This window comes from Rhodococcus sp. OS5 (genome assembly GCF_056837585.1).
The window spans coordinates 1,579,953-1,601,240 of record NZ_CM166368.1; the positions used below are offsets into that span (position 1 = coordinate 1,579,953).

At 63.8% G+C, this 21,288-nt stretch carries 22 protein-coding genes; 11 read left to right on the top strand and 11 right to left on the bottom strand.

Annotated features, from left to right (window positions below; all coding sequences use genetic code 11):
* Window positions 1–120 precede the first annotated feature (120 nt).
* The 4 genes from ACVZUB_RS07410 (at window position 121) to ACVZUB_RS07425 (ending at window position 4,429) form a co-directional block, all read left to right on the top strand.
* Window positions 121–1,110 (top strand): ABC transporter ATP-binding protein, encoded by a 990-nt coding sequence (locus ACVZUB_RS07410; protein WP_058038516.1) that lies wholly within the window; start codon window positions 121–123, stop codon window positions 1,108–1,110.
* Window positions 1,110–1,880: an ABC transporter permease gene (locus ACVZUB_RS07415; protein WP_047268852.1), complete on the top strand. Its 771-nt coding sequence runs from the start codon at window positions 1,110–1,112 to the stop codon at window positions 1,878–1,880. The genes ACVZUB_RS07410 and ACVZUB_RS07415 overlap by 1 nt, the downstream gene beginning before the upstream one ends.
* A gap of 132 nt (window positions 1,881–2,012) precedes the next feature.
* On the top strand, window positions 2,013–3,464 hold the full coding sequence (locus ACVZUB_RS07420; RefSeq protein WP_209448442.1) for a M20/M25/M40 family metallo-hydrolase: 1,452 nt from the start codon (window positions 2,013–2,015) through the stop codon (window positions 3,462–3,464).
* Window positions 3,465–3,577: 113 nt separating this feature from the next.
* Window positions 3,578–4,429 (top strand): adenylate/guanylate cyclase domain-containing protein, encoded by an 852-nt coding sequence (locus ACVZUB_RS07425; protein ID WP_007730127.1) that lies wholly within the window; start codon window positions 3,578–3,580, stop codon window positions 4,427–4,429.
* Window positions 4,430–4,433: 4 nt separating this feature from the next.
* Here the strand turns inward: ACVZUB_RS07425 and thiD are convergent, their stop codons facing one another.
* Window positions 4,434–5,276 carry a bifunctional hydroxymethylpyrimidine kinase/phosphomethylpyrimidine kinase gene (gene thiD / locus ACVZUB_RS07430; protein ID WP_209448443.1) on the bottom strand — a complete coding sequence of 281 codons (843 nt, stop codon included), beginning with the start codon at window positions 5,274–5,276 and terminating at the stop codon, window positions 4,434–4,436.
* A gap of 237 nt (window positions 5,277–5,513) precedes the next feature.
* Between thiD and ACVZUB_RS07435 the strand changes: the two genes are divergently transcribed.
* Window positions 5,514–5,864: a GNAT family N-acetyltransferase gene (locus ACVZUB_RS07435; RefSeq protein ID WP_042453439.1), complete on the top strand. Its 351-nt coding sequence runs from the start codon at window positions 5,514–5,516 to the stop codon at window positions 5,862–5,864.
* A 44-nt stretch (window positions 5,865–5,908) separates the two neighbouring features.
* Here ACVZUB_RS07435 and ACVZUB_RS07440 read toward each other — a convergent pair whose 3' ends face one another.
* The 3 genes from ACVZUB_RS07440 to ACVZUB_RS07450 are packed head-to-tail and all read right to left on the bottom strand — an operon-like array spanning window position 5,909 to window position 8,277.
* Window positions 5,909–6,709, bottom strand: coding sequence for an exodeoxyribonuclease III (locus tag ACVZUB_RS07440; protein WP_042926198.1), 801 nt, complete (start codon window positions 6,707–6,709; stop codon window positions 5,909–5,911).
* A gap of 16 nt (window positions 6,710–6,725) precedes the next feature.
* Window positions 6,726–7,667, bottom strand: a complete 942-nt coding sequence (locus ACVZUB_RS07445) for an N-acetylglutamate synthase, CG3035 family (RefSeq protein WP_202426378.1) — start codon at window positions 7,665–7,667, stop codon at window positions 6,726–6,728.
* A 10-nt stretch (window positions 7,668–7,677) separates the two neighbouring features.
* A complete protein-coding gene (locus tag ACVZUB_RS07450) occupies window positions 7,678–8,277 on the bottom strand; it encodes a peptide deformylase (protein WP_003945053.1) in 600 nt (199 codons plus the stop codon).
* 244 nt (window positions 8,278–8,521) lie between these two features.
* Here ACVZUB_RS07450 and ACVZUB_RS07455 point away from each other — a divergent pair, with 244 nt between their 5' ends.
* The 5 genes from ACVZUB_RS07455 (at window position 8,522) to ACVZUB_RS07475 (ending at window position 13,003) form a co-directional block, all read left to right on the top strand.
* A complete protein-coding gene (locus ACVZUB_RS07455) occupies window positions 8,522–8,872 on the top strand; it encodes a nucleoid-associated protein NapA (RefSeq protein WP_007730120.1) in 351 nt (116 codons plus the stop codon).
* A gap of 53 nt (window positions 8,873–8,925) precedes the next feature.
* Entirely contained in the window at window positions 8,926–9,516 is a 591-nt protein-coding gene (locus ACVZUB_RS07460) for a LytR C-terminal domain-containing protein (protein ID WP_054827817.1), read from the top strand.
* Between the two features lie 95 nt (window positions 9,517–9,611).
* Complete coding sequence (gene sodC, locus ACVZUB_RS07465) at window positions 9,612–10,313, top strand: superoxide dismutase[Cu-Zn] (RefSeq protein ID WP_007730117.1); 702 nt, start codon at window positions 9,612–9,614, stop codon at window positions 10,311–10,313.
* A gap of 90 nt (window positions 10,314–10,403) precedes the next feature.
* The gene (locus tag ACVZUB_RS07470) at window positions 10,404–11,528 is read left to right on the top strand and encodes a glutamate--cysteine ligase (RefSeq protein ID WP_003945034.1); all 1,125 of its coding nucleotides are present in this window, start codon (window positions 10,404–10,406) and stop codon (window positions 11,526–11,528) included.
* 107 nt (window positions 11,529–11,635) lie between these two features.
* Window positions 11,636–13,003, top strand: coding sequence for a phosphatase PAP2 family protein (locus ACVZUB_RS07475; RefSeq protein ID WP_042926204.1), 1,368 nt, complete (start codon window positions 11,636–11,638; stop codon window positions 13,001–13,003).
* Here the strand turns inward: ACVZUB_RS07475 and mnhG are convergent.
* The 6 genes from mnhG to ACVZUB_RS07505 are packed head-to-tail and all read right to left on the bottom strand — an operon-like array spanning window position 12,969 to window position 19,308.
* Window positions 12,969–13,313, bottom strand: a complete 345-nt coding sequence (gene mnhG / locus ACVZUB_RS07480) for a monovalent cation/H(+) antiporter subunit G (protein ID WP_003945045.1) — start codon at window positions 13,311–13,313, stop codon at window positions 12,969–12,971. The genes ACVZUB_RS07475 and mnhG overlap by 35 nt on opposite strands.
* Window positions 13,310–13,579 carry a monovalent cation/H+ antiporter complex subunit F gene (locus ACVZUB_RS07485; protein WP_003945061.1) on the bottom strand — a complete coding sequence of 90 codons (270 nt, stop codon included), beginning with the start codon at window positions 13,577–13,579 and terminating at the stop codon, window positions 13,310–13,312. Before ACVZUB_RS07485 ends, mnhG begins: the two co-directional genes overlap by 4 nt.
* Complete coding sequence (locus ACVZUB_RS07490; protein ID WP_003945063.1) at window positions 13,576–14,148, bottom strand: Na+/H+ antiporter subunit E; 573 nt, start codon at window positions 14,146–14,148, stop codon at window positions 13,576–13,578. The genes ACVZUB_RS07485 and ACVZUB_RS07490 overlap by 4 nt, the downstream gene beginning before the upstream one ends.
* Window positions 14,145–15,845, bottom strand: a complete 1,701-nt coding sequence (locus ACVZUB_RS07495; protein WP_003945059.1) for a Na+/H+ antiporter subunit D — start codon at window positions 15,843–15,845, stop codon at window positions 14,145–14,147. The genes ACVZUB_RS07490 and ACVZUB_RS07495 overlap by 4 nt, the downstream gene beginning before the upstream one ends.
* Window positions 15,842–16,474 carry a Na(+)/H(+) antiporter subunit C gene (locus ACVZUB_RS07500; RefSeq protein ID WP_003945054.1) on the bottom strand — a complete coding sequence of 211 codons (633 nt, stop codon included), beginning with the start codon at window positions 16,472–16,474 and terminating at the stop codon, window positions 15,842–15,844. Before ACVZUB_RS07500 ends, ACVZUB_RS07495 begins: the two co-directional genes overlap by 4 nt.
* The gene (locus ACVZUB_RS07505; protein ID WP_047268846.1) at window positions 16,471–19,308 is read right to left on the bottom strand and encodes a Na+/H+ antiporter subunit A; all 2,838 of its coding nucleotides are present in this window, start codon (window positions 19,306–19,308) and stop codon (window positions 16,471–16,473) included. The genes ACVZUB_RS07500 and ACVZUB_RS07505 overlap by 4 nt, the downstream gene beginning before the upstream one ends.
* Window positions 19,309–19,498: 190 nt before the next feature.
* Between ACVZUB_RS07505 and ACVZUB_RS07510 the strand changes: the two genes are divergently transcribed.
* On the top strand, window positions 19,499–19,924 hold the full coding sequence (locus tag ACVZUB_RS07510; protein WP_482628269.1) for an NUDIX hydrolase: 426 nt from the start codon (window positions 19,499–19,501) through the stop codon (window positions 19,922–19,924).
* Here ACVZUB_RS07510 and ACVZUB_RS07515 read toward each other — a convergent pair.
* The gene (locus ACVZUB_RS07515) at window positions 19,881–21,260 is read right to left on the bottom strand and encodes a hypothetical protein (protein ID WP_482628270.1); all 1,380 of its coding nucleotides are present in this window, start codon (window positions 21,258–21,260) and stop codon (window positions 19,881–19,883) included. The two genes, ACVZUB_RS07510 and ACVZUB_RS07515, sit on opposite strands and share 44 nt — an antisense overlap.
* Between the last annotated feature and the right edge of the window lie 28 nt (window positions 21,261–21,288).

Here is a 21,288-nt window from a genome sequence, read left to right on the forward strand (position 1 = left end):
TCCGGGTGTTTTCTCAGGGTTATGCCCGGATTGTCCGGCTTCGTGTCCTACCTGAGTACCACTCGGAACTAGACCTGTGGCCGATGTGCTGGTCATTGCCGGTAGGGCAAAGTTCTCCTCATGATTGAACTGAGGGGATTGACCAAGGTTTACGGACCGACGAAAGCGGTGGACGACTTGTCGTTCACGGTCAAGCCGGGCATCGTGACGGGCTTCCTGGGCCCGAACGGTGCCGGTAAGTCGACGACGATGCGGATGATCCTGGGTTTGGATCAGCCGACGTCGGGTGCGGCGTTGATCGAGGGCAAGCCGTACCGCGAGCTCAAGACGCCATTGCGGACTGTCGGTGCGTTGTTGGATGCGAAGTGGGTGCACCCCAATCGCAGTGCGCGGGCGCATCTGCAGTGGATGGCTGCTTCGAACGGGATCCCGAAGTCCCGCGTCGACGAGGTGCTCGGGTTGGTCGGATTGTCCGAGGTGGCGGGCAAGAAGGCAGGCGGGTTCTCGCTCGGTATGTCGCAGCGTCTGGGGTTGGCGGGTGCGCTGTTGGGGGATCCGAAGGTGTTGTTGTTCGACGAGCCGGTCAACGGTCTCGATCCGGAGGGCATCGTCTGGATTCGTAAGTTCATGCAGCGGTTGGCGGCCGAGGGCCGCACGGTGTTGGTGTCGAGTCACCTCCTGTCGGAGATGGCGCTCACGGCGGAGCAGTTGGTGGTGATCGGTCGGGGTCGGTTGATTTCGGATTCGACGGTCGCGGAGTTCGTGGATCGTTCGTCGGAGTCGACGGTGCGGGTGCGCAGCCCTCAGCTCGATGCGTTGCGCAGTGTGTTGCTCTCGCAGGGGCTGACGGTGCGTGAAGACGGTTCCGGTGTTGCCCCGGCATTGGTGGTGGTGGATTCGACCACCGATGTGATCGGTGGTTTGGCTGGTTCGCAGGGGATCGTGTTGTACGAGTTGGCTTCTCAGCAGGGGTCGCTCGAGGATGCGTTCATGAAGTTGACCGGGGACGATGTCCAGTACCACGCATCCGGTATCGATCCGGGTGTCGGTGCACACCACGCAAATACACAGCAGGCAAACACGCAGCAGGCTATGGGAGGTGCACTGTAATGGCTGTTCTCAGTGCTGAACGTATCAAGATCACCACGACCAAGTCGCCGCTGTGGTGCTCGGTCATCATCGTCGTGCTCGCGCTCGGCTTCGCGGCCATCATGGGCGCGGTTGCCAAGTCGGCTCTGACGTCCTCCGACGTCCAGGGAGCACCGGACCTCGACACCGCCGTTGCCACGGCCGGCATCTCGGGTTTCGGAATCATGGTTCTCATGATCATGGCGGCCCTCGCGGTCACCAGTGAGTACCGCTTCGGGACCATCCGCACCACCTTCCAGGCCGTTCCGAACCGTGCCTCGGTTCTGATCGCCAAAGCCGGCCTCATCGGTGCTTTCGGTGCTGTACTGACATTTGTTCTCGCCTTCGGCGCGTACGCCATGGCCAAGGCCATCGCCGGTACCGAGGCGAGTGCCGGATTGACCCTGTCGAGCGGCAGTGACTGGCGCGCGATCTACGGCATCCCGATCTACGCCTTCCTGTGCGTGATTCTCGCTGTCGGCGTCGGATCGATCATTCGCCAGTCGGCCGGCGCAATTGCGTTGCTCCTGCTCTGGCCGCTGCTCATCGAGAGCCTGTTCGGACTGTTCGGCAGCTTCGGCGAGAAGATCACCCCGTTCCTGCCGTTCGCGAATGCAAACCACTTCCTCAGTGCGAGCAGCGGTGGCGTCGACTTCCACTGGGGACCCTGGGGCAGCCTGATCTACTTCGCGGCCTTCGTTCTGGTGATTTTCGGAGCAAGTATCGTCATCGTGAATCGTCGCGACGCCTGATCTTGTCGCTCCCTCGGTAGGTGTTGTCGGGAGACCTACCGAGAACCAGGAGTGACAGCAGAGTAGGGACCCAGTACGAAAAACCATTCGTACTGGGTCCCTTTCCTGTGCTTCGGCCGATATCCTCCGAAGATGAGACTCTTCGGTGTGGTTGTGGTCGCAATGGCTGGAGCACTCGTGGTGAGTGGATGCTCGTCGGGAAGTGAAGCGGCCGTCCCGACAGACCCGGTTGCATTCTCCGAGACCGTCACGGTCGACGCCGTGACCGGGCATCTGGAGCAACTCGAGAAGATCGCCGCCAACAACGAGGGCAATCGATCGGCCGGTACCCCCGGCTATGACGCCAGTGTCGACTACGTGGCAAACCTGCTCGAAGACAAGGGTTTCGAGGTCAGCACCCCGGAATTCGACTTCAGCTCCTTCGATCCCGGCACCGAATCCCTGAAAGCCGCTGACGGCTCCGATGTTCCGGTGCGGGCGCTGACATATTCCACCTCCACGGGACCGACCGGAATCACGGCGCGTCTGGTGGCGATTCCCGCCGACGAGACCCCCGGTTGCGAGGCCACCGACTACGACGGCCGCGACGTGAACGGTGCAATCGTGCTGGTCACCCGTGGAGTGTGCCCGTTCGGCGACAAGCAGAAGATCGCCGCTGACCGCGGCGCGGCAGCGCTGTTGGTTGCCAACAACGAGGACGCAATGCTGGGCGGGGCAACTTTGGGTGAACCCGAAGATGCCCGCATCCCGACCGGTGGGGTGAGCAAGGCGTCGGGCGAGGCTCTTGCCGCAGCGCCCGGAGACCTCACGCTGATTCTCGACACGTCGACGGAAACGACGAAGTCGCGCAACGTGATTGCGCAGACCAAGACCGGCGCGACCGACAACGTGGTTGTCGTGGGCGCCCACCTGGACAGTGTGCCGGAAGGTCCCGGAATCAACGACAACGGAAGCGGCACCGCAGCCGTGCTGGAAACCGCGCTGCAGATGGGAAGCGCACCAAGCATCGAGAATGCCGTGCGTTTCGCTTTCTGGGGAGCGGAAGAAGTGGGATTGGTCGGCTCCACCCGCTACGTCGAGGGTCTGAGCGATCAGGAACGGGCCGACATCGCCCTGTACCTGAATTTCGACATGCTCGGTTCGCCCAACGCCGGATACCTGGCTTACGACGGCGACAACTCGGATGCCGTCGGGGAGGGGCCCGGGCCCGAGGGGTCGGCGGGCATCGAGCGCACCTTCGTCGACTTCCTTGCCGATCGGGGGATTGCGGCGGACGGAACGGACTTCGACGGGCGTTCCGACTACGGCCCGTTCATCGAGATCGGAATCCCGGCGGGCGGAGTGTTCAGCGGTGCGGACGAGCGCAAGACGCCGGCACAGGCCGAGAAGTGGGGCGGAGAAGCGGAGGAGACCTTCGACCCGAACTACCACAGTGCCCAGGACAACCTCGCGAACATCGATCGCGAAGCGCTCGCTGCCAACGCTTCTGCAGTAGCCTTCGGAGTTGCGACGTATGCCCAGGATTTGAGCGGACCGAACGGAGTTCCCGTCGGCGATGCCCGGACACAGGCCAGAACCGAATGATCGACTGACCGAATGATCGACTGACCGAATGATCGACTGTGCGAGCGACCAGGAGGCCACTGTGCGAGAACGGCGGCAGCACACTGTCTGTAACTCTGAGTTACGCTTGAGTTATGGCTGATCTGTCCCCGGAGAACACCGACACGGCAGGTGCTTCTTCCTCCTCGGTTCGAGGCGTCGTCGACGTCGTCTTGAACTCTGCGGCAGAACTTAACCGTCGGCAGCAGCTCATCGACGCGCTACGACGCCTCAGGCGGGCACTACCCGGTGATCCAGGGTTTGGGGATCCGCTCTCGCTCGCCGGCCCCGGCGGTGCGCGCGCCGTGGCGCGCGTCGCTGACAGATTGCTCGATCAGAAGCCGGCAGCCACTCGCGAAGTGAGCCTCGGAGCACTGCAGGTGTGGCAGGCAGCGCTGGAAAAGATGGGCCGCGGACGTGGCGATCAAGAACTGACCATCGTCTTCACCGATCTGGTGGGCTTCTCCACCTGGTCGCTCGCAGCCGGTGACGGCGCGACGCTGACCCTTCTGCGTGCGGTGGCGCAGGCCGTGGAAACTCCGATCACCGACAACGGCGGACACGTCGTCAAACGGATGGGCGACGGTCTGATGGCAGTGTTCATTCGCCCGGATGCGGCTTTGAAGGCGGTGTTCACCGCGCAGGACGCGCTCGCGGAAGTCGATCTCGACGGATACACCCCACGCATGCGCGTCGGCCTACACACGGGTACCCCGCGTCAGATCGGTGACGACTGGCTCGGCGTCGACGTGACCATCGCCGCCCGGATGATGGGCTTGGGCGGCGACGGCAACGTCATGATGTCGGCGACAACTCTCGAGGAACTCGAAGCCGGCACCCTGGAGGATCTCGATCTCACGATCCGGCCATGGCGGCGAGGGTTTTTCGCGACCACGCCCAACGGAGTTCCCGTCGACCTGGGAATCTGGCGCGTGCGCCGGAACTAGCGCACTAAACCTGGAGCCGCCAGAGCGGGGACACCGGACCATGTCCCGCGCCGAGGTCGTACGACGCCTCGAGGCACTTGGTCACCCACTCCTTGCCGAACGCCACCGCGTCCGGAACGGAATAGCCGTGTGCGAGAGCGCAAGTGATCGCAGCAGCCAGCGTGTCTCCGCCACCGTGATCGTTGCCGGTGTCGATCCGGGCACTGCTGAATTCGAGGAAACGGTCGCCGTCGAACAACAGGTCGGTGGACAACTCCGAAGTACGAAGGTGGCCACCCTTGACGATGGACCATTGAGCGCCGAGCGCATGCAGCGCTTCTGCCGCTTGGCGGGCGCTCTTGTCGTCGACGACCTCGATACCGGTGATCAACCGAACCTCGTCGAGGTTCGGAGTGACCACCGTGGCTGCCGGAATCAAGGTGTTGCGGACCGCGTCGAGAGCTTCTTCGTGCAACAGCGGATCGCCGTGCATCGACGCGCACACCGGGTCGACCACGAGCGGAACCGGACGGTCGCGGCCGATCCCAACCTCGGCGGCAACCGCGGCCACCGCTTCGATGATCGTCGTCGACGCGAGCATTCCCGTCTTCGCCGCACCGACGCCGATGTCCGAGACCACGACGCGCACCTGGTCGGCGACGATCTCCGGCGGAATCTCGTGGAATCCGCTGACTCCCACCGAATTCTGGACCGTCACCGCGGCGACGGCCACGCAGGCGTGCACTCCGCACATCGCCATCGTGCGGGAATCGGCTTGAATGCCGGCTCCGCCACCGGAGTCGGTTCCGGCGATGGTCAATGCCCGAATCGGGGTCTGTCCGGCGGGGGTCAGGGGCAGCAGCTTCACGACGACGAGCCTACCGATCGGACCTGGGGAAACGGCAGCTCGGTCCCACCTCTCGCGGGAACGACGGCGCGAACTGCGATTGCGATCCGGTCGTTCCCGGTGCAAAAATTGGTCGAACCCGGGACAGCATCGTCGGTAGCTGATTCTATGAGTGGCATGGATCACAGTTATGGAGAGCGTGCGAACGCAGCTGTCGCCGATCGCGCAGGTGCACATCGTGCCGTGGAGGTCGCCGCAATGAACGACATCGAAAATTCGAAAACCGGAACCTCACCGGAAGTCACGCTCGTGGACAATCCGTCGCACGAACGATTCGAACTGCTCTCCGACGACGAGTTGGTCGGCATCCTCGGATACCGCGACGAAGACGAGATTTCGGGGAGCGGAGCCGAAGCGGGCGACGTGGTTGCGTACATGCATACCGTCGTCAAAGAGGAGTACGGCGGGCAGGGACTGGCAGCCGTACTCGTGCAGTTCGCAATGGACTGCGCCCGTGAACGTGATTGGTCGGTACGGCCCGTGTGTACCTATGTTCAGCGGTACCTCGGCGAGCATCCCGAGTATCTGGAACTGCTCGTCGAGGACTAGAAGCCCGAGGGTGCAAACAGACGATCAGGCTCCGAGATTCACGATCACCCGAGATTCACGATCACCGGAGCGTGATCGCTGGCGCCCTTGCCTTTTCGCTCGTTTCGATCGATCTCGGCCGCCTCGACGCGTGCTGCGAATGCCGGTGAGCCGAGGATGAAGTCGATTCGCATACCCTGCTTCTTCGGGAAGCGAAGCTGCGTGTAATCCCAGTACGTGTACACGCCGGGACCGGGTGTGTACGGGCGAACTACGTCCGCGAACCCGGACTCGGTGAAGGCGGTGAACGCAGCTCGTTCCGGCTGCGACGTGTGGGTCTTGCCCTCGAAGAAAGCGGGATCCCACACGTCGTCGTCCGTGGGAGCGACGTTCCAGTCGCCGACCAGGGCGATCTGCGCGTCGGGATCCTGCTTGAGCCAGCCCTCCGCGTCGTCGCGCAGCTTGGCCAGCCAATCCAGCTTGTAGGCGTAATGCGGGTCTTCCAGCTCACGGCCGTTGGGGACGTACAGGCTCCACACCCGCACACCGCCGCAGGTGGCACCGATCGCACGTGCCTCGCGGACCGGGTCTGCCTCGGGATCCTTGTCGAATCCGGGCTGATCCTCGAATCCGATCTGCACGTCGTCCAAGCCGACGCGGGAAGCGATGGCGACACCGTTCCACTGGCTCAACCCGACGTGGGCGACCTCGTAGCCGATCTCCTTGAAGCGTTCGTACGGAAACTGCTCGTCCTTGCACTTGGTTTCCTGCATTGCCAGGACGTCGACGTCGGATCGACCGAGCCAGTCGATGATCCTGTCGGTACGGGCACGGACGGAGTTGACGTTCCAGGTAGCGATGCGCACGAGGGCAAGCCTAGCGTCAGCCGCCGACAGGATCGGTGGCGTATCGGTAGCGGTGGTGTTCGACGAATCCGAGCTGCTCGTAGAGCGCGATCGCCGCGAAGTTGTCCGCCGAAACCTGGAGGTACGCGTGCGTCGCACCGTTCTCACGACCCCAGGAGAGTAGATCTCCGCAGATCAGCGACCCGATTCCGTGACGACGGTGTTCAGGGGCGACGTGAATGCCGGTCAGTCCTACCCAGCGTTTGTGGTCGGGTGCCTCGGTGAGCGCAGCGCGCCCGATGGCAAGCGTCGTGTCGGTGTTTCCGATCGCGCCGAAAGTTGCAGTGCCCACGACAGCCGTGAGGACCGCCTCGACGTACGCCGGATCGCCGTGGGCGTCGTACATCGACAGCCAGTTGTGGTCGGGGCGGTCGGCGAACGAGGTGACCGGAGGACCGAGCGGCAGCGTGACATTGCCCAGATCGGCGGCCATCACGATGGTTTCCTTCTCGCTGCTCCACCCGTCCGGAGCGGTGCCGAGTCGATCGGGGAGGAGCAGCAGGGTCGGCAGTCCGCGGTCACCGAACCACTGGCGTATCCGCTCGATGGTGCTCGCGTCGAAGCCGGCAACCGCCCCCGCACCACCGAGCGGCAAAGCCGAATTGGCGCGGCCGGTGACACCGTGACCGGCGCGCAGCAACCAACCGTCGATCCACGCCTGCTCGACCCCCGGCCACGCCGCCGCAGCAGCCGTTTCGAGGTTTCGAATCTCGCCGATGCGAATCGGGCGGGCCGAGAGACTCTTGAGCGCGATCACCTGATCGGCGGAGACCTGGACCAGCCGACCGTCGCCGGCGCGAACGGCGATGGGATCGGCGCCCTCGAGGATGCCGATGACGTCGGTCATGGGATGCGAATAGCCGGGTGGGAGCTTGTATCGCAAAACCACCCGGCTACCGATCGAAATGTTGCCGTTCAGAGCAGAATTCTCAGTCTTCGTAATCGTCGTCGTCGTGACCGAACGGATCGTCGACGGTCCCCGGCGTCCAGGTCAGACCGGGCTTGCCCCAACCGGAACGCTTGATGATCTTCTTGGCAGCGCGCGCGTTGCGGCCGATCAGTACGTCCGTGTAGAGGAAACCGTCGAGATGCCCGGTCTCGTGCTGGAGCATCCGTGCGAAGAATCCGGTGCCCTCGACCTCGATCGGGTTGCCGTCGGCGTCGGTGCCGGTGACCTTCGCCCAATCGGCGCGACCCGTCGGGAACTGCTCGCCGGGAACGGACAGGCAACCCTCGAAGTCTTCGTCCGGGTCGGGCATCGTCTGGGGGATTTCGGACGTCTCGAGTACCGGGTTCACGACGACGCCGCGTCGACGCTCGCTGCTGCGGTCGTCACCGGGGCAGTCGTAGACGAAGACTCGCAGTGGAACACCGACCTGATTGGCCGCCAGACCGACGCCGTTGGCAGCGTCCATCGTCTCGTACATGTCTGCGATCAGTTCGGCGATCTCGGCCGGGGACTGAGTGACCGGCTCTGTCGCCTTGTGCAGTACCGGGTCGCCGACGATTCGGATGGGGAGGATAGCCATGCGGACAAGGATAGTGCGGCGCGCCCGCGTAGTTATCACGGCCCGCACACTCGATCATGGTTCAATGGTTGCTGAAGAACAGCGATGTAATTCGTTGCTCGGTCGGAACGTGGGCCGCGGGGGAAATTGTGAGTTACCTTCGGGCCAGGGGACCGGGAAACTCACGGCCGCGAGAATTCGGTCGGAAAAAGAACACCGGGCATACGAGTCTCGCTGACGCCGAGCACAGCAGTCGAGGAGTGACATGGACGGCGCAACCGCGCGTAGTCGGAACCAGTCCGAAGGCACTGGCGCCGACGATTCGGTAGTAGATACAGCAGGCATGCACGAGGTCGGCGAAGACGGCCTCACCCGCCGGGAGCACGACATCCTCTCTTTCGAGCGTCAGTGGTGGAAGTACGCCGGTGCGAAGGAAGAAGCCATCAAGGAGTTGTTCGACATGTCGGCAACCCGCTACTACCAGGTTCTCAACGCCTTGGTCGATCGCCCCGAATCCTTGGCGGCTGATCCCATGCTGGTCAAGCGCCTGCGTCGTCTGCGTGCCAGCCGTCAGAAGGCCAGGGCCGCGCGTCGCCTCGGCTTCGAGGTCACCTGAATCACGCGTACATATGATCGGGCTGTCCACGCACTGGCGATAAGGTCGACATCGTGAGTACCCCGAAAGAGCAGCCGTCCGGACCTCCGCTTCGCGCAATCGCCATGGTGTTGATCGCGTTGGCGATCGTGTTCATCGGTCTCGGAGCAGCCTCACTGGGTGGATCGAGCGACGGTGGATCGGGCGACGAGAACACCGCAGCACAGCAGACCGAATCCTCGGCGTCTGCCACGACGAGCGCCCCCGCGCCTGCCACCACCAAGCCTGCAGCGACGACGCAACCCGCTTCGGGCGATACCACCACCACGTCGCGTCCCTCGGGAACTGCGACGACCACGACTTCCAGCTCCGCGAGCGGCGCCGACACGTCGAATGTCAGCGTTCGAGTTCTCAACAACAGCACCGTCTCCGGTCTGGCAGCAGGCACCGCCGAGGAATTGACGGCAGCAGGTTGGAACGTCGAGGAGACGGGTAACTACAGCGAGGGCACCGTCAGTACGACGACGGTGTATTACGGATCGTCCGCGGCGGAGAAGGCAGCGGCGCAGAAGATCGCGGCTGAACTCGGAGTCTCCGCAGAGCCTCGATTCGCCGGCATCGCGAACGCGTCACCTGGCGTGATCGTGATCGTGACCTCCAACTGACCGGTCGTGAAGGTGGAACTGACCCGTCGGTTCCAGCTACTACACGCGCCGTTATGATCAGAAGCACTTTCTCGCCACCTCAAAGGAGCGGTTCGATGGCCCCCAGCAGCACCCGGCGTATGTCCTGGCGCGTCGTTGCCCCTGTAGTCGCGATTGCCGCTTTCGGCTTGACCGCTTGCAGTAACAGCGAAGAGCCCAGCAGCGTCCCCGGCACGACTCCTCCGGTGTGGACCGGTGCAGCCGATCCCAGCGCGCACGAAAGCGCGGGCGGCCACGGTTCCGAGACGGCTCACGCCGGCGCTTCTGCCGAAACGGTCACCGCAACGCTGAACGGCACCGACGGCGCCAAGGTCGGAACGGTCACGTTCGCGCAGGAAGGTAGCGACGTCAAGGTCACCCTCGACGCCAAGGGCCTCACCCCCGGCTTCCACGGATTCCACGTCCACCAGGTCGCCAAGTGCGAGACCAATTCCGTTGCCCCCAGCGGCGGAGAGCCGGGTAACTTCCTCTCGGCAGGCGGACACTTCCAGGCCGAGGGTCACACGGGCCACCCGGCGAGCGGCGACCTCACTTCGGTTCAGGTCCTCGAAGACGGCACCGCCACACTGGTCACCACGACCGATGCATTCACCGTCGACGAACTGGTCGCAAACGGTGGAACATCCGTCATGATCCACGCCGGAGCGGACAACTTCGGCAACATCCCGACGCGTTACGCGCCGGCACCGGATCAGCAGACCCTCGACACCGGTGACGCCGGCGGACGCGTTGCTTGCGGTGTCATCACCAAGAGCTGACAAACTCACCTGAGTTTTGCATCACTTCCGGCGACTACCACGCAGTAGCCAGCACGGTGTTTTTACCGACACTGTGATTGGATTCTCTGCGTGGTAGTTCCATTTCCAGGTTCGCCGCGCCCGACGCTGGGCGTGGAGTGGGAGATCGCGCTGGTCGATCGCAAGACCAGAGATCTCTCCAACACAGCAGCCGAGGTGTTTTCGGCGGTCGAAGAGCTTGCCGGCTCCGAAACCCCGCACATCACCAAGGAACTACTGCGAAATACCGTCGAACTCGTCACGGGTATTCATTCGACGGTCGGCGAGGCGATGAGTGATCTCGACAGGTCACTGGATCTGCTTCGCCGCGCTGCGAATCCGCTCGGCGTCGACCTCATCAGCGCGGGCACGCACCCGTTCGCGCAATGGTCGACGCAGCTGGTCACCCGGACACCCGACTACGACGAACTCATCGAACGCACGCAGTGGTGGGGTCGGCAGATGCTGATCTGGGGCGTGCACGTTCATGTGGGTGTCTCGTCCGCGGATCGCGTTTTCCCCATCATCAACGCACTGCTGCAGCGCTATCCGCACCTGTTGGCGCTGTCGGCGTCCTCGCCGATGTGGGCCGGTGTGGACACCGGCTATGCGTCCAATCGCGCGTTGATGTTCCAGCAGCTCCCCACCGCGGGCCTTCCGTACCAGTTCGAGAACTGGGCCGAATACGAGTCGTTCATCGACGACCAGATGAAGACCGGTGTGATCACCAAGATCGGTGGCATGCACTGGGACATCCGTCCCGCGCCGAAGTGGGGAACCATCGAGGTCCGGGTGTTCGACGGCGTCTCGACACGCGCTGAACTGGGTGCTCTCGTTGCTCTGGTCCACTGCCTCATCGTCGATCTGGACCGCAGACTGAGTGCCGGTGAGACTCTGCCGAACATGCAGCCGTGGCACGTCAAGGAAAACAAGTGGCGCGCAGCGAGATACGGACTGGACGCCGAGATCATCCTCGACTCCGACGCAAACGAGTGCCTCGTCACTGACGATCTGGATCGCCTGCTCGACGACTTGGCGCCGATTGCGGTCTCACTCGGCTGCGCGGACGAGTTGGCGTCGGTGGCGGACATTCCCCGTCGCGGCGCGTCCTACCAGCGGCAACGTCGTGTCGCGGAAGCGACGGGCGGCGATCTGGTTGCGGTCGTCGACGCCTTGGTCGCAGAGTTGGGCACCTAGCAGGTTCACAGTGCGAAGGACTGTTTCGCGGACTGGAAATCCGGGCATACCAACCGTTTGTCCAGTGGGTGTCCATATTCAGTTCACACGCCGTTTACTATTGTCCGGTGTTGATAGACAGTTGGTCCCAACGAGGGGGCGCACCCGGACAGTCGGACCGTTCGTGGTCGAGTTCTCACCGACTCCTTCTGATCGGCACAGCAGCATTGACCGTGCTGGTCCTGGGCGTGCAGGCGTTCGCGTCGTACAAGGGCTATCTCGGTCCGGTGGAAAGCCTGTTCGGTGACTACTTCCTCGTTCCCCGCTCCGCGACCATGCCTTGGGTGGGCCTCGCTCTCGCGCTCGTCGGACTGAACAACAAAGAACGCATCTACGCGGTATCCGCGGCCGTCGTGATCGACGTGGTCGTCGGCGCGATCCGCTGGTTCTCGGGTGGACCGCTGACGATGGGCACCGGCGGCACCTGGGTGCTGACGGCCATCGCGGTGTACGCGGTGTGGAAGTTGTCCGGTGAGCGTCGACTCAGCGTTCTGCACGGCGTCGCTCTCGGCGCGTTGCTCATCATCGCGGCCAAGGTTGCCGAGACGTGGCTGGAGATCACCATTCTCGTCGGCACCGACGTGTGGGACGAGTACGTGTTCCTCGCCGACCAGGCTCTCGGGAATCCGTCGTGGGTGATGGGCCAGATCGTCGACGCCATGGGCCCCGTCGGTGCAGCAGCCCTCGACTGGATCTACGTCGAACTGCCGGTCGCGGTGATCGTGGTTGCTCTCTATCAAGTACGTAAGGGATGGCCGTCGCATCACCTGCTGCGCACGTTCCTGCTTATCGGGCTGATCGGCCCGATCTTCTACGTCCTGTTCCCGGTGGTCGGCCCGGTGTTCGCCTTCGGTCCGCGTGGGTTCGGATTCCAGATCGGTGACTACTGGCCGAACATCGTGCCCAACTTCGACTTCGCATCACCGTCGTCGCTGCCGTTCGACGACGCCGCACCGCGAAACTGCATGCCGAGCCTGCACACCGCGTGGGCAGTCGCGCTGTTCATCCACTCGCGCAGCGGACCGTGGTGGATTCGCAGCCTGGGATCGTTCTGGCTCGTTGCGACCCTGACCGCGACGCTCGGCTTCGGATTCCACTACGGCGTCGACCTCATTGCCGGTGCCGTCCTGTGCTTGACCCTCGATGCGGCGCTACGGGATCCGGAGCGCGGCTGGGGGTGGTTCCGAGTGCGTCTGTTGATCGGTGGCTCGGCACTCCTGGCGGGATTGTTGCTCTCGTACCGGTTCGCTGCGGTGCAGATGGCCGAGTACCCGGCGATCTTCGGGCCGCTGCTGATGGCTGTCCTGGTTCTCATGTCGGTGGCGTACTTCGCCACCTTCTTCGCCCGCCCCGGCACTGCTCTTGCGGTGTGGGGCGAGCGCGACGGCGAGTGGGATGCCGCTACAGCAGAGAGTCCGGGTCTTCCAGCTCGTTGATCTTCATGAGGTCGTCCTCTTCGCGCTGTTCGCGGTAGGCGACTCGGCCGACGCTGTGCGCGATCACGGGCGCCGTCAGCAGCGTGAAGATGCCCACCAGGACCAACATCCAGATGTCGACGCTCCCACGAAGCAGGAACACGGCGCCCATCAGGACCAAGATCAGTCCGACCACCTGAGGTTTCGTGGCCGCGTGCATACGACGCAGAGTGTCGGGGAAGCGAACGATTCCCACCGCGGCGGTCAGCGCGAGCAGCGCGCCGAGGAAGATGGAGATGGCCCCGATCGTGTCGAGGATGTTGCCGATCACTGGTCACTCACCCGGAAGCGCGCGACGGACACGGAACCGATGAAGCCGACCAGCGCCAGCGCGACGATCGCGGGAACGATGGTCGTGTCTTTGCTGTACGCGGCCCAGACCGCGAGTCCACACATCGAGACCGCGATGATCGTGTCCAGGGCGACGAGGCGGTCGAGTGAGCTCGGACCGTCGAGCAATCGGAACGTGGTCAGTACGGCGGCGATCAGCAGAATCACTCCGGAAATGATCAAGATCGTGGTGATGAACCCGTTCATGGTTGGTCCTCCTGCCGGGGTGCATCGAATTCGTAGTCGCGCTGGTGCCATGGGCTGGGTTGCCAGTCCGAATCACGTTCGAACGACGCGATGAACAACCGCTCGAGGTCCTCCACCGAGCGGTAGAACGCGCTGACGGCTTTCTGCGAGCCGACGTCGAGCACGTGGACGTAGACGATGCGTCGGTTCTGGTCGATCTCGAGAACCATCGTGCCGGGGATCAGGTTGAGAACGTCGATGCACAGCGTGAGAACCAGGTCGGACTTGATCCCGAGTTGGTACCGCAGAACTCCGGTGACCGGCGGCGGCGACGGACGGATCGCCAGCCACGCGACCTGGATACTCGACTGGATCGCGTAGTACACGATCATCCACAACAGACGCAGAATCGACAGCAGATGTACCCGACCCTCGACCGGTACGCGGGGGAGGGGAAGCAGGACCATGATGATCAGGCCGACGGCGAGTCCGCCGAAGATGTTGCCGAAACTGATGTTGCCCCACAACAGGATCCATACGACCATCAGCCACAGCAGGATCCCGACGCGGAGTACCTGTTCGCGTTTCATCGCGGAGCCTCCTCGGTATTCGGGACGTCGGTGTTCGGGGCCTCGGTATTCGGAACGGCTGCGGGGTCGTCTGCAGCGACGGGAGCTTCGTCGACCGGCACGGGCCGGTGGTTGCCGAGAACCGCGTCGATGTAGATGGACCGGTCCTGCAGATCCTTCGCCGCTCTGTCGCTGATGTCGATGATCCGGCCCGCGAACACCGTCAGTGCCAGACCGACGATGACAAGTCCGACCGTCGGAATCAGCATGAAGAGCGGAATCTTGCCGACATCCTCGCGGTCGACGAACGCGATGTCCTCTTCGGACTCGTCGATCAACGCTGACGGGCTGACGTCGGCGAGGTCACCTTCGGGCGCGTCGGCCCGGGCTCGCCAGAAAGCCTTGGTCCACACGCGGGCGACGGCGTAGAGCGTCAGCAAGCTGGTGATCGTGCCGCCGGCAACGAGGATCCAAGCCAACGCGCTGGCGTCGGCCGCACCGGCCTGAAGGAGCGCGACCTTGCCGATGAAGCCCGAGAACGGCGGGATACCACCGAGATTCAGCGCCGGGATCAGGAAGACGATCGCGAGGATCGGGCTGGCCGCCGCCAGACCGCCGAGACGGCGCAGCGACGACGACCCGGCTTGTCGTTCGATCAGACCCACGACGAGGAAGAGCGTCGTCTGCACGATGATGTGGTGGGCGACGTAGTAGATCGCGCCGGACAGCCCGGACGTCGTGGACAGTGCGATACCGAAGATCATGTAACCGATATGGCTGACCAGTGTGAACGAGAGCAGACGTTTGATGTCGCTCTGCGCGATGGCACCCATGATGCCGACCACCATCGTGAGCAGGCCGCACACCATCAGTACGTTGTCGAGTTCTCCTTGCGGGAACAGCAGTGAGTGTGCGCGGATGATCGCGTACACACCGACCTTGGTGAGCAACCCGGCGAAGACGGCGGTGATCGGTGCGGGCGCGGTCGGATACGAGTCCGGTAGCCACGCGGACAGCGGGAAAACCGCGGCCTTGATGCCGAACGCCACGAGCAGGACAGCGAAGATGGCGGTTCGTGTGCCCGGCGGAATGTTGTCGAAGCGCAGGGCCATGTCGGCCATGTTGAGGGTGCCGGTCGCCGCGTAGGCGAAGGCGATGCCCGCCAGGAAGATCAGCGAGGACACCATCGAGACCATCACGTACGAGACGCCGGCCCGGACGCGGTCGGCGCTGGCACCGAGCGTCAGGAGCACGAAACTCGCGGCGAGCAGAACCTCGAACCCGACGTAGAGGTTGAAGAGGTCACCGGCGAGGAACGCGTTGGAGATTCCGGCAGTCAATGCGAGATAGGTCGGCAGGAAGATCGAGACCGGCTGGGCCTCGCTGCCGTCGCGAATACCCTGACCGATCGCGTAGATCATGACGGCGAGCAACACCACCGACGAGACCACGAGCATCATCGCCGAGAGACGGTCGACCACGAGTGTGATGCCGATGGGGGAGTCCCAGCCGCCGACCTGAACGGCCGTCGTACCGTCGCGGTCGGCGAGGTAGAGCAGCAAGCCCGACACCGCGACGACGCCGACGAGCGCGATCAGTGTGATCACGCGCTGGAAACGAGGACGTCGGCCGACGACCAGCGTCGCAGCTGCGGCCAGCATCGGGATCAAGACGGGCAGGGGCGCAAGGGCTCCCATCAGGTTGTCCGAGATGGTCATGCGCCTCCACCTCCCTCGATCTTGGTCTGGCGAGCGTCTTTGCGCCGCTTCTCGGATTCCTTCTTACGAGCAAGGTCGGTGGCCCAGTCGGGTACCGGTTCGTCCTCGAAGTCGCCGTCGTGGAGGTCGTCGTAGCATTCGATGTCCTCGAGGTTGACCAGTTGTTCGAGGGGAATAGGGTTGCCGTCCTTGTCGAATGCGTCGCCGCCGATGCTCGGGGCACCGGTGACCGGGTCGTCGGAGCGGTCGTGGTCGGGAGCGTCGGCAGGCAGGCGACGCTTGAGAACCTTGGTGTCCTCGGGATCGTCCTCGACGGCGTCGGCGGTGTTGATCTTGTAAGACCGGTACGCCAGTGCCAGAACGAAGCCGGCGATACCCATCGTGATCACGATCGCCGTCAGGATCATGCCCTGGGCGAGCGGATCCGCTATCTCCTCGTGGACCGAATCTCGGCCGACGATGGGCGGATTCCCGTCCGATCCACCAACAGTGAGGATCAAGAGGTTGATGGCGTTGCCGAATAGAAGTAGACCGAGCAGCATCCGAGTGATGCTTCGTTCGATCAGCAGGTAGACACCGGCCGACGTGAGGACGCCGATCAGGATCAGCATTCCGATGTTTGCGCTCATGGTGCTTTCACCTCGATTTCTGCGTCGAGGCGGGCGCCGAGACTTCGGAGTACGTCCAGGACCAGGCCGACCACGATGAGGTAGACGCCCAGGTCGAAGAACAGTGCGGTGACCAGTTTGACGTGACCGATGAGCGGGAGTGTGAACTCGAAGACGGCGGACGAGAGCGCCGGGGCGCCGAGGAACAGCGACACCAGGGCGGTGCCCGCGGCCAGCGCCAAACCGAGGCCGAGAATCTTGCCCGCGTCGATGGGTACGGCTTCACCGAGTTCGTAGCGTCCGCCGGCGAGGTACCGAAGTACCAGCGCCAGGCCCGCCGTCAGGCCTCCGGCGAAACCGCCACCGGGGGCATTGTGACCGGAGAAGAAGAAGTAGATCGACAACACCATGATGGTCGGGAAGATCAACCTCGTGGTGACCTCGAGAACCAGCGAACGGTGTCGAGGATCGATGAGGTCTCCGCCGCGCAACCACGTCGTGTCCGAGTTGGCAGCTGCCTTGTCGACGATGACGGAGGGGGCGTCCGCGACGCGCGGCGCGATACCGAACCGGCGGTTGCGGAAGACGAGGCTGGCGACGCCAGTTGCCGCGACCAGCAGCACCGAGATCTCACCGAGGGTGTCCCATGCGCGGATGTCGACGAGTAGGACATTGACGACGTTCTTGCCGTTGCCCAGGTCGTAGGCCGCGTCGGGAAGCAGTTCGTAGATCGGACGAGTGTTTCGGGCATTGGTCGCGAAGGCCGCGATGGTGGTGACGGTGATACCGACGGCGATGGCGAGTGCGGCACGCGGCCACTTGAAGCCGATCGCCTTGCTCTCGTCGACTTCGGCGGGGAACTTCCGGAGAACGAGCACGAAGATCACCAGTGTCAGTGTCTCGACGAGGAACTGGGTCAGCGCGAGGTCGGGTGCGCCGTGCAGCGCGAACAACACGCCGCAGCCGTAGCCGGTGAGTCCGACGAGGATGACGCTGGCGAGTCGGTTGCGCATCAGCGTCGCGGCGATGGCGGCCGAGATCATCATCAGCGCGATAGTGAACTGGATGGGTGAATCCCACATCCGAAGGTCGACTCCGCCGCCATCGGTGTCGATGATCAGCAGGAACAGCGGCACAACGACCAGCGTCGCGAGAATCGTCGACTGTGTGCGAGGGAGCGAACCACGCTGAGTGGCACCGGTCAGGCGCATCGAGATGGTGTCCATGCCGCGCAGGGTCGCGTCGTAGATACGGTCGGCGTTGCCGAGCGGCGGGTGCTCGAAGTGCAGTCGGCTGATCTGACGCTGCGCGATGTAGAGCGCGATGCCGCCGGCGATGACGATGCAGGTGAGCAGCAGCGGAGTGTTGAATCCGTGCCACAGCGCGAGGTGGTAGTCGGCGTGCGGTCCGGGGGCCAGCGTGGTGGAGTACGGCGTCAGCAGCTTCTCGAGCTGGGGCGAGAGAATGCCGGCGGCCAGACCGAGAACAGCGAGCAGGCCTGGCGCGAACAGGAACAGCCAACCCGGCTTGTGCATCTTGCTCACGGCTGGGCTCGGCTTGCTCAGGGTCTTACGTCCGAAGGCGCCCCAGATGAAGCGGACGCTGTAGCCGACGGTGAGGATCGAGCCCAACACGATCACCGTGACGACGGCGATGGACGACCAGTGGCCGAGCGCGTTCGTTTCGAGCACCGATTCGAGTGCGGCTTCCTTGCCGACGAATCCGAGTAGCGGTGGCAGACCGGCCATGCTGGCGGCAGCGAGGCTCGCGATGATCGCGAGAGCGGGTGCCGCTTTACCCAGGTGAGCAAGTTTGCGCAGGTCACGGGTGCCGGTCGTGTGATCGATGATGCCAACGACCATGAAGAGTGCGGCCTTGAACATCGCGTGCGCCACGACCATCGTCATGCCGGCCAGGGCGGCGTCACGCGTGCCGATGCCGACCAGGACCATCATGAAGCCGAGTTGGCTGACCGTTCCGAAGGCGAGGACGAGTTTGAGGTCGTACGCGCGCATGGCTCGCCAACCGGCGAGGATCATCGACAGCAGACCCAAACTGATGATGGTGATGCGCCACGGCGGCGAATCGGCGTACCCGGGAGCCAGGCGCGCGACGAGGTAGATACCGGCCTTGACCATTGCAGCAGCGTGAAGATAACCGCTGACAGGGGTTGGCGCGGCCATTGCACCGGGAAGCCAGAAGTGCAGGGGCACGATTGCCGATTTGGAGAGCGCACCGATCAGGATCAGGACGATCGCGACGGACGGGAGCCACCCCGTCGGCGGGTTCGCGACCAGTTCGGACAGGTTGTAGCTGCCGCCGACCTGGCCGAGGATGATCATGCCGACCAACATCGCCAGACCACCCGCGGTGGTGACCAGCAGTGCCTGGGTCGCGGCGCGGCGGCTGGTGGCGCGTTCGGCGTAGTGACCCACGAGCAGGAACGACAGGACCGTCGTCAGTTCCCAGAACACGTAGAGAAGCAGCATGTTGTCGCTGGTCACTAGCCCGAACATGGCACCCGCGAAGGCGACCATCTCGGCGGCGAAGATACCGAGTCGAGGTTCGTCGTCGGTGAAGTAGCGGGCGCAGTAGACCAGGATGAGCGTGCCGACACCCAGGACGAGCACGGCCATGATGGCCGAGAGCGCGTCGAACCTGAAGTCGATGTCCATCGACAGCCCTGGAACCCAGGTGATGTGCAGCGTCTCGACGGTGCCCCATTTGTCGATGACCCAGCCGAGGCCGGCGAGGGGGACTATCGCGAGGGGGAAGAAGCCGTTTCGCCCTAACCTGCGCACCACAAGCGGAGCCAAGAGGGCGGCAACGGCATGGGCAAGCAAGATAGCGAGCAAAAGGCACTCCGTCGTGTTGTCAGCGGGCGGCGGGGTGTCCGAACAAAATCGAACCTATCGGATTAACGAGACAATTCACCTTGTCGGAGAGGTTGTCTTTGCGTACATATTACCGGGCGTGGCAGTTTCGATGTGCAGCGAGTCGATTCGGACATCATCGGCACTCGCTGATACACGTAGGTTGGACGACGTGAATTCGTCGACACCCACCACGGTCATCCGTACCGCTGCCCTTGCACACATTCGTGACCGCAAGCTGATCCAGACCCGCTCCGTGGGCAAGACGGCGTTCTACATGGCCGGCGGAAAGATCGACCCGGGGGAGACGCCCGAGCAGGCACTGCACCGCGAAATTCGGGAGGAACTCGACGTCGATCTGGTCGACGGGACGGTCACGTTCCTCGACGTCTTCGAGGCTCACGCTTTCGGACATTCCGCGGACACGGGCCTGCACATGAGTTGTTATCTGGCGGAGATGGCCGGAGACCCGCACCCGACCAGCGAGATCGCCGAGTTCCGCTACTTCACGCTCGCCGAGTACGCAGCGATGGACGAGGTGGCGCCCGGATCGCTCAAAGTGTTCCATCGCCTGGCGTCGATGGATCTGATCGACTGATCGGCGGAGGAACGGATCGATTGATCCGCCCCAATCGGAGACTCACGTAGGCGCAGACGGCCACGATGATCAGCGCCACGGCGTCGAGTATCAGAATGTCGGTCGAGATTTCGAACGGGCCGACCGTCGTGATGCCGTTGAAGGGCTTGTTCTCGTCGAGCGGCGTGTACGCCGTCCATCCGTAGTCGAACTGCGGATAGACGAGCAGGGCCAGCGCCGTCGGGCCGAAGATGACACCGAGTCCGACGAGTGCTCGCGACGCTCCGGTCCGCGGTGGCTCTCGGTACATCGCGCTGGCGATCGCGTATGTGACGACCGCAGCGGTGAAGGCGACAAGAAGATCGCTGATCGTGAGAACGTCACCGATCTTCGGCGACGGCGACGTGGCGTAGCTGACGATCCCGGCGACCGTGACCGTCAGGAGCAATCCGTAGCCGACGACTCGCGAGGGAGCGATCGCGCCGATCGCTGCCGCGGCGACGATGACGAGTCCGATCACGACGGCGGTGGAGGCGGGGGTTTTCGACAATTCCATGGCTTCGGTTGCGGGACGGTTCGCCGAGACCGCCGCCAGAGTTGCGACGGCAGCGGTACACATCAGCAGGATTCGACTGCCGTCGCCCAGCACCCGCGCGCAGATCACCGTGATCACCAGCGCGACGAGTAGTAGAGGCACCGCCGCCGTGACGGTGGTGATCTCGAACCACCAATTCGCAGCGACCCCGAAGAGAGTGAGCACCGCCGCGATAGTCACCGGTCGAACGGCCATCCGTTCCTTGGGGTGGTCCTTGTCGAAGTCGTGGAACCAGAACGCGGCGACGCAGGCGGCGGCCAAAGCGAGCGCGAGCAGTGTTGCCCCCAACACTGGTGGTTGAAACTGGTTGGTGTTGTCGGCGATGTAGTCCGCGTACCGCCGAGGAATAGCGTCTTCGTCGAGGAGTGAATCCGAGACATGCACGGCAACAATCGTTCCCGCGACGGAAGCGGCTCGGACCCGGGGAGCGGCAGCAACCGTGACCGCGCCGACAGCGACTCCCGCACCCACGGGTGAGAGTGCCTCGAAGTTGTGATCGTAGAGCCCGGGCAGTTCGAGTAGGAGTCCACCGAAGACCGTCATGGCCGCGGTCCGCAAGCGGCAGCGGGCCATCATCGCGGCTGTCCCGACCGCGACGACAGCCAGAACGCCGGCGCCGATCGTCGAGATCGACCAGAACCTGTCGCCCGTCGAAATCGACGTCGACTGGCTGTTCACGAACGGTGCCAAGGCGACGACGGTGACGACGAATGCCGTCACACCACTCAGCGCGACGAGCAGCGTCCTGCGGGCGATGGGCACTGCTCCAAAATAGTCAATCCGGTACCAG

Bases quoted from the DNA above. Each gene is read 5' to 3' on its own strand.
- ACVZUB_RS07455 (WP_007730120.1), top strand. From the start codon at position 8,522: ATGGACGGCGCAACCGCGCGTAGTCGGAACCAGTCCGAAGGCACTGGC.
- ACVZUB_RS07435 (WP_042453439.1), top strand. From the start codon at position 5,514: ATGAACGACATCGAAAATTCGAAAACCGGAACCTCACCGGAAGTCACG.
- sodC (WP_007730117.1), top strand. From the start codon at position 9,612: ATGGCCCCCAGCAGCACCCGGCGTATGTCCTGGCGCGTCGTTGCCCCT.
- ACVZUB_RS07495 (WP_003945059.1), bottom strand. From the start codon at position 15,845: ATGACCATCTCGGACAACCTGATGGGAGCCCTTGCGCCCCTGCCCGTC.
- ACVZUB_RS07500 (WP_003945054.1), bottom strand. From the start codon at position 16,474: ATGAGCGCAAACATCGGAATGCTGATCCTGATCGGCGTCCTCACGTCG.
- ACVZUB_RS07450 (WP_003945053.1), bottom strand. From the start codon at position 8,277: ATGGCTATCCTCCCCATCCGAATCGTCGGCGACCCGGTACTGCACAAG.
- ACVZUB_RS07425 (WP_007730127.1), top strand. From the start codon at position 3,578: ATGGCTGATCTGTCCCCGGAGAACACCGACACGGCAGGTGCTTCTTCC.
- ACVZUB_RS07420 (WP_209448442.1), top strand. From the start codon at position 2,013: ATGAGACTCTTCGGTGTGGTTGTGGTCGCAATGGCTGGAGCACTCGTG.
- ACVZUB_RS07410 (WP_058038516.1), top strand. From the start codon at position 121: ATGATTGAACTGAGGGGATTGACCAAGGTTTACGGACCGACGAAAGCG.
- ACVZUB_RS07415 (WP_047268852.1), top strand. From the start codon at position 1,110: ATGGCTGTTCTCAGTGCTGAACGTATCAAGATCACCACGACCAAGTCG.
- ACVZUB_RS07490 (WP_003945063.1), bottom strand. From the start codon at position 14,148: ATGAAACGCGAACAGGTACTCCGCGTCGGGATCCTGCTGTGGCTGATG.
- ACVZUB_RS07485 (WP_003945061.1), bottom strand. From the start codon at position 13,579: ATGAACGGGTTCATCACCACGATCTTGATCATTTCCGGAGTGATTCTG.